This is a genomic window from Pseudalkalibacillus salsuginis, assembly GCF_021646685.1.
Classification (GTDB): domain Bacteria; phylum Bacillota; class Bacilli; order Bacillales; family Fictibacillaceae; genus Pseudalkalibacillus; species Pseudalkalibacillus salsuginis.
Genome location: NZ_JAKJHW010000013.1, coordinates 18,541 through 32,994 on the forward strand (window position 1 = coordinate 18,541; position 14,454 = coordinate 32,994).

Annotated in this window: 11 protein-coding genes and 2 tRNA genes; all 13 read right to left on the reverse strand. The window is 42.8% G+C overall.

Annotated elements, in window-relative coordinates; translation table 11 throughout:
• Position 1: 1 nt before the first annotated feature.
• Positions 2-2,488 carry a stage II sporulation protein E gene (gene spoIIE / locus L1611_RS19580; protein WP_236315361.1) on the reverse strand — a complete coding sequence of 829 codons (2,487 nt, stop codon included), beginning with the start codon at positions 2,486-2,488 and terminating at the stop codon, positions 2-4.
• Positions 2,489-3,202: 714 nt separating this feature from the next.
• Positions 3,203-3,277 (reverse strand) — tRNA-Glu (locus L1611_RS19585).
• Between the two features lie 185 nt (positions 3,278-3,462).
• Positions 3,463-3,539: transfer RNA gene (locus tag L1611_RS19590), tRNA-Met, on the reverse strand.
• A 306-nt stretch (positions 3,540-3,845) separates the two neighbouring features.
• Positions 3,846-4,265 (reverse strand): S1 domain-containing RNA-binding protein, encoded by a 420-nt coding sequence (locus L1611_RS19595; protein WP_236315362.1) that lies wholly within the window; start codon positions 4,263-4,265, stop codon positions 3,846-3,848.
• Between the two features lie 70 nt (positions 4,266-4,335).
• On the reverse strand, positions 4,336-4,716 hold the full coding sequence (locus L1611_RS20850) for an FtsB family cell division protein (protein ID WP_236315363.1): 381 nt from the start codon (positions 4,714-4,716) through the stop codon (positions 4,336-4,338).
• A 14-nt stretch (positions 4,717-4,730) separates the two neighbouring features.
• Entirely contained in the window at positions 4,731-5,324 is a 594-nt protein-coding gene (gene yabQ / locus L1611_RS19605) for a spore cortex biosynthesis protein YabQ (RefSeq protein ID WP_236315364.1), read from the reverse strand.
• The gene (gene yabP, locus L1611_RS19610; RefSeq protein WP_225066943.1) at positions 5,321-5,638 is read right to left on the reverse strand and encodes a sporulation protein YabP; all 318 of its coding nucleotides are present in this window, start codon (positions 5,636-5,638) and stop codon (positions 5,321-5,323) included. Before yabP ends, yabQ begins: the two co-directional genes overlap by 4 nt.
• Positions 5,639-6,099: 461 nt before the next feature.
• Complete coding sequence (locus L1611_RS19615; protein ID WP_236315365.1) at positions 6,100-6,363, reverse strand: RNA-binding S4 domain-containing protein; 264 nt, start codon at positions 6,361-6,363, stop codon at positions 6,100-6,102.
• A complete protein-coding gene (locus L1611_RS19620; protein WP_236315366.1) occupies positions 6,364-6,636 on the reverse strand; it encodes an HU family DNA-binding protein in 273 nt (90 codons plus the stop codon). It abuts the gene before it with no gap.
• A gap of 101 nt (positions 6,637-6,737) precedes the next feature.
• Entirely contained in the window at positions 6,738-8,222 is a 1,485-nt protein-coding gene (yabN, locus tag L1611_RS19625; RefSeq protein WP_236315367.1) for a bifunctional methyltransferase/pyrophosphohydrolase YabN, read from the reverse strand.
• Positions 8,215-9,813 carry a putative polysaccharide biosynthesis protein gene (locus L1611_RS19630; protein WP_236315368.1) on the reverse strand — a complete coding sequence of 533 codons (1,599 nt, stop codon included), beginning with the start codon at positions 9,811-9,813 and terminating at the stop codon, positions 8,215-8,217. Before L1611_RS19630 ends, yabN begins: the two co-directional genes overlap by 8 nt.
• Before the next feature lie 258 nt (positions 9,814-10,071).
• Positions 10,072-10,608, reverse strand: a complete 537-nt coding sequence (gene spoVT / locus L1611_RS19635; RefSeq protein ID WP_236315369.1) for a stage V sporulation protein T — start codon at positions 10,606-10,608, stop codon at positions 10,072-10,074.
• Between the two features lie 199 nt (positions 10,609-10,807).
• Entirely contained in the window at positions 10,808-14,344 is a 3,537-nt protein-coding gene (gene mfd, locus L1611_RS19640) for a transcription-repair coupling factor (protein WP_236315370.1), read from the reverse strand.
• Positions 14,345-14,454: the final 110 nt, after the last annotated feature.

Below are 14,454 nucleotides of genomic sequence, written 5' to 3' on the forward strand. Positions count from 1 at the left end.
ACTACGCTTGCTTTCGTACCTTCTTCTGCTGATGTGGAATGGTCGACCATTTCGGGATGTTTCGATTGATCTTTGTTACGACAACGGTCATATCATCTTCAATCTGTCCGGAATCGGCTCTGATCACTTCTTCTAATAGAAGGTCGGCAATGATTTGCGGATCATCCGAATTGATTTCCCGTATTTTTCTCTTGATCCATGCATCTTTATTCTCAACATTCTTCGGCCCTTCATAGATTCCATCACTCATCATGATCAGATAATCACCCGCCTTCAACTGATCACTGACAACATCAACATCAAAATCTTCAATGATGCCCATCGGCAGGTTGCTTGCCTCGATCATCCTCACTTGATCACCTCGTTTTACGAAGCTTGGACTGGAACCGATTTTTAAAAAGCGTACTGTAGCATCCTGTAGATCGATCATAGCAAGGTCAAGTGTCGAAAAGATTTCGTCTGTCGTTCGCAGTGATAGAATTGAATTTACGGACTTGATCGCTGTCGTTTCATCTATACCGGATTGAAGGATTTTCTGAAGCAGTTTCAATGTTTCATTGCTTTCCGAATGGGCACGTTCCCCGTTACCCATTCCATCACTGATCGCAACTGCATGCTTTCCTGCTCCAAGCTCTATCGTGGAATGACTATCTCCGGAAAGCCATGCACCTCCCTTGGCAGCACTCGCCATCCCTGTTTCGATGACAAAGTTTTGCGAAGAACGGAATACGACATGGCAATAACCATTAGGATAGGCTGCACACTCTTCCTCTTTTACTACGATTGTTTCATCTAATATGTCCGACAATAATGGGGCGATAACTTTTTCTGATTCTCCACGTCCATTACAATACGGAATACTCATTTCGATATCGATACTACCTTTATCTAGAGAATAGATTTCTATATTTCCGACTTCAAGCCCGATATCATCAAGAGCTTGCTTTACGTTTTCTTCTTGGACTTGATGGTTTTCCCGCTCTCTTTGGATCTCCTTCGCGAAATTGTCCATCACTTGTGAAACACCATGAAGCTGTTCAGCAACAAGACGCCTGCTTTCCTTCACCTGCTGCTTCAACTTGATGTTTGCATGGTATTGACCAAGCTCGTATTGAATCGTATCAATCACTTTTTGAGAACGGACACAATGCTTTTCCCAATCCTTTTGCAGCCTGCGATCATTCAACTTGCCTTGCGGGTTCGTCTCCGCCATGATTTGGGCCATGAAATCATACGTCTTATCGAAATTATTCACCCAGCAATGTCGTTTTTTAAAGCAGTTTTGGCACGTCTTTTCTGTAACGTTGCCCAGGAACATATCCAGCTCTCTCTTATCTTCATCTTCGATCAGACTCGTCGCACTGACCGTGGAAAAACTGTTGGATAAAGCCTGGAACAGGTTGGAAAACTGCTCTACACGACTCGCTGTGACATCTCGGACTTTCCGCAGATACTGCTGTTGCTCTTGTGTATACTCTTTGGTTCCCGGTATATAGCGGGAGATTTTAGAGATCGCGTTATTCGGCGTCAGCAAGAATAATCCTACTGCTGCACAGGATTCCAACAGACTGGTTACAAGCAGGCCGTTCTCTGAACCATATAATCCCAAAAGCAGTGTTCCAATGAATAATCCGATACTCACCCCGATTTTTCTACCTTCTTTTAATAGGCCTCCTAATAGACCTGAGAATGCCAGGAGACTCATCTGATAAAGACTCGCAATATTTGCAAGACCAAGAATAAGGCCTGTAACTACCCCGACTGTCGATCCAATCGCTGCGCCACCTACGAAGGCGAATATTAAAACAAGGTACCGGGACAAAACATGTTCAATTGATAAATCATAGAGTTGCCAGCCTATCGTGCCTGTCATGACAGAAGCTAAAAGAATAATGAAGCATATAATCTCTTCATTTTTCAATGAATGCTGAATCTTTTTTAATGATAGAAGCGGAATACTTTGCAAGAAAATCAATGCTAAAATGCTGCTTAACCCAGATTCGATCACAACCATTAAAAGGTTTCCGGTTGTAATTGGTTCAGATGTGAAAGACAGAAGACTCATGCGGGTGACGAAACTAGCAACAAAAACCGTGATTGGTAGAATTTTATACGATTGTTTGATGAAATTCACAACAATTGAATGGATGACGAAGAAAACTGCCAGACCGATCGAAACGAACAATCCAGTTACCTCAAACGTTGTCAGCGCTCCTGCTAATAATGCAACGGCCGCCACACCAGCACGCTCACGTTTAAGAAATAATACCGCTCCAAAAAATGGAAGCGCAAATGGAGACAGCTCTGATAGTATAAGTGCCCTTCCTAACAGAAAGCCCGTACAAAACAATAGTACACTCCAATGAAGAAGAAACCGTTTAACACCTTGGAAAATTCCTTCCACTTGCAAAGAAACACCCTTCTTCAACCTTTCAACCATCGCAATTTTCCGAAGTAGATGGCCGCTTTCAGATCCTATCTTTTGCATGAACCCCACCCCACTCGTTAATAGTTTCGTGTTTTTCTATTAAAACATAGGGAATTTCAATTTTTTGTCAAACCATCAGATGCAGAGATAAAAACTTCTCGACGGGTTACGATGTCGAGCGCCAATAAGATTCAATTTTCAGATAACTGATGCGAGAATCATTTCTATAGGAAGAAGTACGCCTGTATGCTCGGTATGCTTTCTGGCTATTCGGTATCGAAAGTAAAATTATGGCGAAGTATCCATAACCAAGGTGAAAGATTTGAGGATTCTACATTAGTTGAGATGGGTGGAACTCGGATTGCATATAGGGAGATATTCTGAGTACCCCTTTTCTAGGCGGAAACCTCTGCTGAGTTCCTCAATATCCTTTTTTCGTTTTTTCAGGGTCTCATAAAGCTCTTATGAGTGCCTTATTTCCCGATTTTTGTGTCTAAACGTCCTCATTGAGCTTATATGAGTACCTTACTTCCCGGTTTTTGTTCTTAAACGTCTTCATAGAGCTTATATGAGTACCTTACTTCCCGGTTTTTGTGTCTAAACGTCCTCATTGAGCTTATATGAGTACCTTATTTCCAGATTTTCTCCTGAAACGGCCTCCTAAAGCTCTCAAGATACACTTAAACATTGTCGCTTTTTCGCATACTTAGGCCGGAAATCTTTACAAATTAAAAAACTGTCCATGCTTAAGCGGGACAGTTGTCGTTTGTCATATGGTGACCCCTACGGGATTCGAACCCGTGTTACCGCCGTGAAAGGGCGGTGTCTTAACCACTTGACCAAGGGGCCTTATTTTTGATTGTAGCAGTTGATCATTCGTCGTGTTTTTTAAAATCAGCGGATTGGAAAAAGTTCGAGGCACGACAGATTTGAGGATCGGAGTGTATGTCATTGATACATGAGAACCGCAAAATCCGTGTAACGAAGAAATCCTTAGTCGATTATCCGTCGTAGTTTTATAACATCCTATTAAATGGTAGCGGCGGAGGGGATCGAACCCCCGACCTCACGGGTATGAACCGTACGCTCTAGCCAGCTGAGCTACACCGCCAAAATTGAATAGCTTTTAAAGACACAACAAAAATAATACAAGATATCGAGAAATCCGTCAATAACTTTTTCGACATTTCTTTGGGTTGGTTGTATATGAGTTACAAATCATATCTTGAAGATAAAGATGCTAGTGAATATCTCTGACTCTAGAATACTCGCTAAACAAAAATTCTTATCGTATTATTCAAAACACATAAAAAAACACCCATTTTTGGTACAATAGGTGTTTTAAATATATAGGTTTGCTTGCGTTTTCCGATTTAAGGCAATTTTTACTTACAATCGGTAAGCAGCAGATATTTCACTATCCCCGGCGGGCTCCACGTCCTCCACGTTTAGATTCAGTCTGCCTTTTCAGTGTGGATAAACGGTCTTCACTGTCCTTCAGGAATCGGCTTAACTTATCTTCGAAAGAAACGAATTCATTGCTTGGTCGTCTGGGCTTACCTCCCCTTCCGCGCGGGCGGTCTTGCCTCGGACGGGATGGTTGATCTTTCGCTTTCTTTATTGAAAGTCCGATTTTTCCATCCGATTCTACATTGATGACTTTGACCTCAACTTCGTCTCCAACGGAAAGATGTTCGTTAATATCCTTCACGTAATTATCGGCAACTTCACTGATGTGGACTAAACCGGTGATACCATCTGGCAGCTCGACAAATGCTCCAAAATGGGTAATACCTGATACTTTTCCCTTTAATTTGCTGCCTACTTCAATTGTCATTGTAAAAATTGCTCCTCCTTAAAATATGAAAATCTAATTTACTTTATTATACATGCCCTAAAATCCAAGGTCAACGTGACTCTTCTTTGTTATCAGGGAGTTTGAAGATCGTTTCCCCCGGTTTAGACATATTATAATCCCTTCGCGCGACCTCACCAATATAATCCGGGTCTTGTAGTTTATTCACTTCATCACTTAATTGTGCCTTCTCAGCTTTGACTTCTTCCAGGCGCTGTTCGACTGCTTGTTTCTCTTCCTTCTTTTCAGCAATCTGGGCTGCTTGGGAAGTCAGGGTAGCAATCATGACGGTAAACATGATGACGACAAGTACACCAAAAACCGTTAAACGTCTCAATAGACCTTGCTTTCTCCGACGCGCTCGTTCTTGTTTCTTCTTTTCTTGAGTTACATAGTTTTCGTTTAAGGCTGTCACTTTGTCATGACGTTGCACCATCAGAACCTCCTTTACCTTCTAAGCTTTCCAATCCATCCTTTCACCTTATTCGTTGGCTTTTTTAAAATTCCTGCTTTTTCCTTTAGCTTTGTCATCATTTTGGTCCTTACTTTTTCAAATAAGGCCGTAATGCCAAAAACTTTAAGGGGAAAAAGAAAAATTCCGGCAATGAATAGGGGGATTGAAATAAGAAGTCTACCTATCATTTTACTCAAGGAAAGAAGGAGATTCAATATGAGTTTCACAGGTTGAATAAAAAAAGCATAAAATATGTTTTTGATCATTTTTCCGATCCAAACCACTACCGAAATTATGATTTCCAGCAATTTTTTGTAAGCAGACTGAAGCAGGCTTCGATAGCATGCGAATCCGCAAAGGAGGGCCAGGAAGATGATGACACGGAGTTCACCCTGGTTGATCTGGAGTAAAACATAGAAAATGATCAAAGCTTGGAGGAACCAGAAAATGATGTCATTGATGAACCTTAACCAATTCCATCGTTTCTTTCCCGTTTGGAATCTTTGATACGTATCGAGAGCTATCCCGATCCAGATGCCACCCCCTACCATGGTTAAAATCGTGTAAAGTTGTACATCCAGACTCATTTGAACAGCTTGCTAAAAAACCCTTTAGCCTTATCTCCCTGTTGCTGATCTAGATAAACAAGGTCGAATACTTTTCCTTCGATTGAAACCATACCTTGTTCAAGGTTCAGGTTCTTCATTTTCAAGTTATATCCCCGTACTGCAAGGAACCCCATTGAGGTTTCCAAAAGGAATTCCTCGTTGTCAAAACTCTCAACCTGCTTTACTCCTGTGATATCAAGGGATTTTCTTCCTCTCATCTTAATGTCATGGTCTGGTGCTGCAGGGGATTTATTATCGTATGATGATCCATTGTAATCGTAATATTGGTCCATAGAGACTCCTCCCATACATGGTTTGTACCAATGTATGAGCTGCTCGGCCTGTTTAGAACAAGCTTTATTTTGTCCTGCCTCCTACCAAGAAAAGCGAAAACGCCCTGATCAGCCACGAAGGTCACTGGAAGTCCGACGAGGAGGCTCGAACCAAACAAAGTTCGGTTCTGCGTTGGCAACACTTCGACCTGAATCAGTGTGTCGACCGCCGCAGGAGACTGAAGTGATCCAAGGGTTGGGCGGTGGAGCTGGACATTTCTTCAGCGTACCCAAAATTTTTATACTTTCTTATCCTTTAAAAAAAGATCGACCACGTATGTTCGGTTTCCCGGTGCTTACCCATTTCAAAAACTTGCTGGCCTTGAAATGAGATCCGGTCTCCCTCACAATTGGTGTGATCGATCTTTCTTATATGAACCCCTCGTAATAAATTACGGTCAGAAATGCTGTTCCGGCGGTGATTAAGCTTCGTCCACGCGCTTTTCATTGACGACTGTATACATGGATGCAGCATCTTCTTTTTTTGTTGTCTCTTTTAAGTCTTCTATTTTTACTGTAACGATTTTCTGTCCAAAACGGATCTGAAGTTCATCTCCAGGCTGGACGGTTGAGGACGCCTTCCCGGCATTCCCGTTAATGAGGATTCTTCCTTGATCAGAAATCTCTTTGGCGACAGTACGCCGTTTGATCAGGCGAGAAACCTTCAAGAACTTGTCGAGACGCATTTATTTTACTGCTTCTTTCAATTTGTTCCCAGCACGGAATGCAGGAACTGTTGATGCTGGAATATCGATTGTTTCACCGGTTTGAGGGTTGCGTCCTGTGCGGCTTGAGCGTTCTCTCGTTTCGAAAGTGCCAAAACCGACGAACTGTACCTTGTCGCCTTCCTTTAGTGCATCTGTAATTTCTGTTAGTAGGCTGTTCACTACAGCTTCAACATCTTTTTTAGTCAAGCCTTCTTTTTCAGCAATATTGTTGACTAGATCATTTTTATTCATTTTATGTACCTCCTATTATTATTCGTTTCCTTGGGTTGATAGACAAATTCGCACGGATTGTGCCATCTCTGTCCATTCCACAGAAATAAAATTCTCTAAAACTAATGAGAATCCTTCTTTTTAGACATTTTTTTTGCTTGTTCCCAAAAAAAGTCCATTTCCTCTAGGGAAGCATGCTCAAAAGAGACGTCATTCTTTTTCAGCTCTTCTTCAATATAGCGGAATCGGTTGTAAAACTTGCGATTTGTACGCGAAAGAGCCAACTCAGGGTCAATCCCATAATACCGGGATAAATTGACGAGTGCAAATAAACAATCTCCAAGCTCATCTTCCATGTCATTTTGGTTGGCAGATTTCGCTGCTTCTTCAAACTCAGCCAGTTCTTCATTGATTTTTTGGAGAATCGGTTCGATGTCATCCCAATCGAATCCTACTTTTGCAGCTTTTTCCTGTAATTTTTGTGCTCGGATCAAGGCTGGGAAGAGGTCTAATCCATCTAGGATTGATTCAACATTTTGTTGAGGATCCTCTGCTTTTTCTGCTTTTTTGATTTCATCCCATGTCTGTTTCACTTCCTCCGCCGTATCGAGTGACTCATCACCAAAGACATGAGGGTGGCGTCGGACCATTTTATCCGTCAATGATTTTACGACGTCATCGATTGAAAAATAACCGTTGTCTTCACCGATCTGTGCATGGAGCATCACCTGAAGCAAAACATCCCCGAGTTCTTCCGTCAAGTGTTCATCATCCATGTTGTCGATGGCTTCGATCACTTCATAGGCTTCTTCGAGCAAATATTTACGTAAGCTTTCATGAGTTTGCTTTTTATCCCATGGGCAACCGTTTGGACCTCTCAATGTTCGGATGACGTTGCGTAATTGGGAGAATTCCCTGCTTAGCAGAGTTGAATCCCTGACAGGCTCTACATAAACAGCAGTCAAATTATTCACTTCCACATGGCGATCCATTTCGAAAAGCGGGACTGATACGATCGATTCACCTTCAGATCCAGCTGCCGTAACAATATGTACTGGTTGGTCATCAGGATAACGCTCCATCAACGACAATTTCACATCTGATGCGATCATTGAATCATATATCTGGGCGATGATGACATGCTGCTGGATATTAGGCTGTTCTGCTGTCAGCACTGTTCCATCAAGGAGTTGGAAACCCTCGATCGGATCTATCCTCAGCGCTTGGAACATAGCGTCAAGAAAGCTTTGCCCGCCTCGCAATTCAATCGAGGTATCCCTGTCTTTCTCTCCCTCTAAAAGAAGCTGCACCGTATGTTCAGCAACCAGAGGGTGACCAGGCACGGCGTATATAAGATCCCGGTATTCTGATTCCCTCCACAAATGATGTACGATTTCTTCATATACATTTTCGAATTGCTCTTCCTGTTCATAAAGGTGATCGAAACTCTGGAATTCCAACCCCTCTTTCTTTAGTTCTTCAACAACAGGATGTTCCTTCGTACGAAGAAATACATGATCGGTTTCTTTCAGCAATTTATATACGCCGTACGGAATCTGGCCAAGGTCCCCTGCACCCAATCCGACTACTGTAATCGTATTAGCCATTTTCATTGCTCCTTTCTTTGTAAAGCCATTTCACTAGATGCTTTCCTTTAGGAAGCATGATGATTTCTTCGTATTTCCACACATTCAAATAAACAAGGGAAACCATATACACAAGAGCTCCTAATAATGAACTCGAAACAGCTGCAAAACCGGCAGCCACCCTGCTTCCCTCTGGTTGGAAAAAGAACCATAGCTCCTTCCAAAGGAACGTCGAGATGGCCATTAAAATTAATGATAAAAGGACCTTCCCACTGTAAAATCGCTGAACATGAAAAACATTTGTCATACGGTGGACAACGATCAAATTACAAAAGGCTACAAAAGCGGTGCTGATCACCGTCGTCACCGCTGCACCAGAAATACCGAACATCGGCAGCAGGAATATGTTCAAAACGGCTTTTAAAACCATAGCTGATAAAATGAATAGGACAGGATAACCGATCTTACCAAGTCCTTGCAGGATCGCCGATGACGTGATCGCGAGTGAACCGAAGAGGATAGCCGCACCCAAAATCCCGAGAGCGGCGGATCCATTACCATCCTCATATAAAAAAAGGTTCGTAGGGACGATAATCACAGCCAGTCCTACAGCAGCCGCGCCTCCGATAATGAAGCTGAATTTCAATGATAAGCCTGTAAATGTATGAATGCGTTCATGATCTTCGTCCCGTTTCGATTTAGCAATGAAAGGAATCAATGGAAGTGCCATTGCAGTCGCAATGACTGTACCTAACTGCAGCAAGGGCTGGCCACGGTCGAAAATACCCTTGTTCACCTTTGCATCTAGAACTTCCATGCCGCCCGCTTGTAATCCTGGCACGACTTGCAAAGCATCAATCAACTGGAACAAGGCAAGCATGACAGCGGTGATGCATATGGCAATGCCGCCCTTCAGCAATGAACCCATCATTTTCATAGTTATACGAAGAGGTAGTCTACCAGGAGCTTCAAGCCGGACCCTTTGTTTTCGAAGAAAGAGGATCAATACGATTACGGACATCAGACTTCCAGTCAACCCGCCGAAAACGGCTGCAGTACCGACCAAGTACTGATCAGCCCCAGCAGAAACAAGCCAGACCGTTAAAATCAATATCGCTGCTACTCGAACGAATTGTTCAGCTATTTGGGAAATGGCTGTCGGGCCCATGTTCTCCTTACCCTGGAAGTACCCCCTTGCTACGGATAGAAACGGAACGAATAAAAAGGAATACGACGCCATTTGTAACGGTTGGACAAGTAATGGATCATTCATGGCCTCTGCGATCATTGGCGAAAAGCGATGTAATAGAAAAAAGACCAGTATGAAAAAACTGCTCAATCCGATCAGGATGGTCGTCAATGTATTTTTCAATTGATTGTTTTCACCTTCCGAAACCATTTTCGAAAGCATGAGCGGAAAACCGTACATGCTTAAGGCGAAAGCAATCGCATAGAAAGGATATACTTGCTGAAACACATAAAGTCCAAGATCCCCTGCAATATTCTGATAAGGGATCCGGTAAAAGGCACTTAACACCTTCACAAATAATGCAGCCCCTGAAATGACAAGGGTCCCTTTCCAAAATGTTTTCTGGACATCAATATGATTCACTCGTTCACACATCCTTAAATTCCGCAAACGTCCTGATGATATCCCTTTAGACCCAAGCACGTTTGAACTGGACAAGTACACATCCCTGCCATTATAGCACGAAATCTACTGCATCTGACGACCCTCCGTATCAGTTTGATTCGAGCAGACCAATATTGGCGGATTATCGTTATACGGAACCCAAATCAGAAATTCAACGTACAGCTCGATATTTCACAAAGCCAAATGAAAAAGAAGCAGGTCAACTGCTTCTTCCTCTCATTGTTCCATTTGTTTGGCTAAGAACCCAGCAGCGGTTTCCGCTACCTTCTGTTCGATTTCTCCGACCTGCTTGTCCGTTTTAGAAAGTAATACGACTGCTCCGATCGGATCTCCGTTTGCTACTATGGGTGCGATGATATGAGAAACTGTCTCACTATTGCCGTCAACAACTTCTACAGAGGTCGCCTGGCTCGATAAGACAGATTTCCTGTCATTCATCGACGATTCAATCACTTTTCCGATATTCTTATTCAAGTAATCCTTTTTCCCACCACCAGCTACGGCGATGAATGTATCACGATCTGCAATCAATGCAATATGCTGAGTATTTTCGTACAAGGATTCAGCATACTCCTGAGCAAAATCACCAAGCTCGCTGATTGGTGAATATTTCTTCAGGATGACTTCCCCTTCTCGATCAACAAAAATCTCTAAAGGATCTCCCTCGCGAATTCGCAGGGTTCTTCTGATTTCTTTAGGAATGACGACCCGACCCAGATCGTCGATACGACGTACGATACCTGTGGCTTTCATTCTTGTTGCCCTCACTTTCCTAACGTTGCAAAATAATGGAGATACAATTGCAATCATGGTATTAATGAGTAAAAATACCATTCATTTGCCTTTAGTATCCGTACGTTGTCCTAATCTATTCACAGAATAAGCAAAATTCTCCTAAGAAATTCAGAAAAGCACTCATCTCACGAATTGGATAAAAATGAGCATCTTTTTATTAAGCTTGAACGGTTTCTTTATTTGCTTTTGGAAATTGCTGCAGCACTTCTTCGATGACCCCTAACAATTGATCATCCGAAAGCCTTTTGTGATTGATGATCACTTTGATTTGATCTTGTACCATTCCTAAATTCACATGTCGGCCTATTTTATTGACGATATCGAATAGTTTACTGCCATCAAGCTGTTGGGTCATTTCTTTTGAAATCAGGATATGGACTTCATTCGTTTTATTTTGCTCGATCTTTTCAATTTTTTCTTGCTCAGCATATAGTTTGATCCGAGCTACAGCTAGCAAATTGGCCACTTGTTCAGGGTATTCTCCAAACCGGTCCATCATTTCATCATTCAGATCGATGACATCATCAAAGCTTTCCAAACCTTTGAATCGTTTGTATATATCAATCTTCTGCTTTTCATCATTTATATAGGAAGCTGGAATGTATGCATCCACGTTCAAGTCGAACTCCAGGTTAATTTCTTTCTTTTTCGGTTTTTCGCCTTTTCGTTCTTCTATCGCATCCTTCAACATCTGGGAATACAGATCGAATCCGACCGAATCGATGAACCCATGCTGCTGGGCACCTAACAGATTGCCTGCTCCACGGATTGAAAGGTCCCGCATGGCGATCTTGAACCCCGAGCCAAGTTCAGTAAATTCTTTGATCGCTTGCAGGCGTTTTTCGGCTATCTCGGTCAGTACCTTATCACGTTGATACATGAAATAAGAATAGGCGACACGATTGGATCGTCCTACGCGCCCTCTAAGCTGGTACAGCTGTGACAGCCCCATTTTATCTGCATCATGAACGATAAGTGTGTTTACATTCGGAATATCGACACCCGTTTCAATGATCGTTGTACTCACAAGAACATCATAATTTCCATCCAAAAAGTCGATCATTACTGTTTCAAGTTCATTCTCGCGCATCTGTCCATGGGCGTAGGCGACTCGGGCATCAGGTACAAGCTGGGAGATCTGTTCTGTCATTTTCTGAATGGTTTCAACCTTATTGTATAAAAAGTATACTTGCCCACCCCTTGAGAGTTCCCGTTCAATTGCTTCCCGAATCATACTCCCGCTATATTCGACTACATAGGTTTGGACAGGGAATCGATTCTCAGGTGGCGTTTCGATGACAGATAAGTCCCGGACTCCAAGCATCGACATGTGCAGGGTCCTCGGAATCGGAGTCGCTGTCAAAGTCAGTACATCGACCGTTGTTTTCATTTGTTTGATTTTTTCCTTATGCGTAACACCGAACCGCTGTTCTTCATCAATGATGAGGAGACCGAGCTCTTTAAACTGGATGTCCTTCGAAAGCAGCCGGTGGGTACCTATGACGATGTCCACTGTGCCCTGTTTCAACCCTTTTGTCGTTTCGGTCTGTTCTTTACGGGTACGGAAACGACTTAACGATTTTATTGTCACCGGAAATTCAGCAAAACGCTCCTGCAAAGTTTCAAAGTGCTGTTGCGCTAAAATCGTCGTCGGGACTAGGAAGGCAACTTGCTTGCCATCATTGATCGCTTTAAAGGCTGCCCGGATTGCTACCTCTGTTTTCCCATAACCGACATCCCCACAAAGCAACCGGTCCATCGGTCTTTCTTTTTCCATATCTTCTTTTATTTCGTTGATCGCCCGAAGCTGATCCTCTGTTTCCTGATACGTGAACACACTTTCAAACTCCTGTTGTAAGGCCCCATCCTTCGAGAAAGCGTATCCTTTCGTCGCTTCACGCTCTGCATACAATTTGATCAAGTCATCAGCAATATCCTGGACGGACGATTGCACCTTGCTTTTTACCTTTTTCCACTCGCTGCCTCCGAGCTTGTAGACTTTAGGGTCCTTAGCTTCGGATCCTACATATTTTTGAACTTGATCGATTTGTTCTACTGGGACGTAAAGCTTATCATCTCCGGCATATCTTAAATGCAAGTAATCCTTGTGCACCCCGTTGATTTCAAGCGTTTCAATACCCAGGTACTTCCCGATTCCATGGTTGATGTGCACTACATAATCCCCGACTTTCAATTCGGAGTAGCTCTTGATCCTTTCCGCATTGGACATTTTTTGTGTCCTGCGAGGTTTCCGGGAAGCTTTCTTAGTGAAAATCTCTTCCTCTGTCAACACAACGAGCTTTCGTAGTGGTAGCTCAAACCCACCGTTCAGATCACCGATCATGATATGGTTCTTTCCGGGTGTCAATGGTGTTTCTGCTTCAACTAGAGAAGCATCGATTTTATAATCTTCCATTACACGTTCCAGACGTTTTGCACGCTCTTTGTTTGCTGCAAGAAAGACGACGGCATCCTTGCTTTTGCGCCATCTTTGCAGCTCGGACTGCAAAACATTCATCTGCCCATGGAAATTCTGCATCGCTTTACAACTCATATTGATGATGTTCTGCGGATTAGTATGTGGGACATGTCTTAAGAACAAGGATAAATATAAAAACTTGATTCCAGGCTTATTAGCGATTTCATCATATTGATGAGACAACGTCATCCCTGTCAGGATCTCCCCCTGGTTCAACAATGTCGTTTGCCACTCTGCTTCTTCCTTCTCGAGGTGGGAAGATGTCTCTTGTATGCGGCTGATTTCATCCATGATGACCATTGCACTGTCAGGTAAATAATCTAGTAAACTAGCAGGCTGAACATAGTAATAGGAAATGTACTTATACATCCCTTGAAAAGTTTGTTTTTGTTTAAGCTGCTCAATCTCATATCCGATATGTTCTGCAAGCTTCTCTTTTACACCTTTGTCTTTGATCTTTCGCAAAGATCTGGAGAGACTGAGTTCAATATTTGAAACAGCCTTTTCAAAGTGTTCCGGAAACAAGACGATCTCTTCTGCTGGACCGACTCTGATCTCCTTCAACTGTTGTTCAGAACGTTGTGTTTCAACATCGAAATAACGGATGGAATCCACTTCCGTATCGAAAAGTTCAATTCGAATCGGATTCGTTTCGGTTAGCGGAAAGACATCCATAATTCCACCGCGGATACTGAATTCCCCAGGTGAGGTGATCATTTCAGCCCGCTCATATCCCATTGCAATCAACAGGTTTTTCACTTCATCCAGATCGATATCCGTACCCCTTCTAAAGTTTACATGGCTCTCACGCCATACATGGGGGGGTGGAATCATTCTTCGAAGTCCGGCGATTGGTGTGATGATTATTCCCTTAGCATCCTCACTTAAGTGATTGAGGACATCGATCCGCTGGGATTTCAACTCTGGACTTGCAATCGCGATTTCTGCAGAGGTCAATTCATTGACTGGATATAGATGGACAAAGTCTTCCCCGATCAAAGCGGTCAAGTCCTCATAAAGTTTCTGTGCCTGAAAAAGATTATGTGTAACGACGAGTTGTGATCGTTCCTCTGACCGATAAAGACAAGCCATCAACAACGTTCTTGCCGAACCGGAAAGCCCTGAAACAAGTTGTTCACGAAGGCCTTCCGATAGTCCTGTGGCAAGGGAATGGAAATCATCGTTATCACAAAAATAATTAAGTAAACCTCGCATGCCATTATCTCCTTCCCGTCAGGAATCCCTAAACTTATCTATCTTGATTATTGCTGATTGTTTATTACCAATTCTCTCAGCACATTCATCTAAAAAAACGATGGAAACAG

Excerpts from the sequence above, each read along its gene's own strand:
- L1611_RS19615 (WP_236315365.1), bottom strand. The coding sequence starts at position 6,363 with ATGCGTCTCGACAAGTTCTTGAAGGTTTCTCGCCTGATCAAACGGCGT.
- yabP (WP_225066943.1), bottom strand. The coding sequence starts at position 5,638 with ATGGACCAATATTACGATTACAATGGATCATCATACGATAATAAATCC.
- spoIIE (WP_236315361.1), bottom strand. The coding sequence starts at position 2,488 with ATGCAAAAGATAGGATCTGAAAGCGGCCATCTACTTCGGAAAATTGCG.
- yabQ (WP_236315364.1), bottom strand. The coding sequence starts at position 5,324 with ATGAGTCTGGATGTACAACTTTACACGATTTTAACCATGGTAGGGGGT.
- spoVT (WP_236315369.1), bottom strand. The coding sequence starts at position 10,608 with ATGAAAGCCACAGGTATCGTACGTCGTATCGACGATCTGGGTCGGGTC.
- L1611_RS19595 (WP_236315362.1), bottom strand. The coding sequence starts at position 4,265 with ATGACAATTGAAGTAGGCAGCAAATTAAAGGGAAAAGTATCAGGTATT.
- L1611_RS19620 (WP_236315366.1), bottom strand. The coding sequence starts at position 6,636 with ATGAATAAAAATGATCTAGTCAACAATATTGCTGAAAAAGAAGGCTTG.
- mfd (WP_236315370.1), bottom strand. The coding sequence starts at position 14,344 with ATGCGAGGTTTACTTAATTATTTTTGTGATAACGATGATTTCCATTCC.
- yabN (WP_236315367.1), bottom strand. The coding sequence starts at position 8,222 with ATGGCTAATACGATTACAGTAGTCGGATTGGGTGCAGGGGACCTTGGC.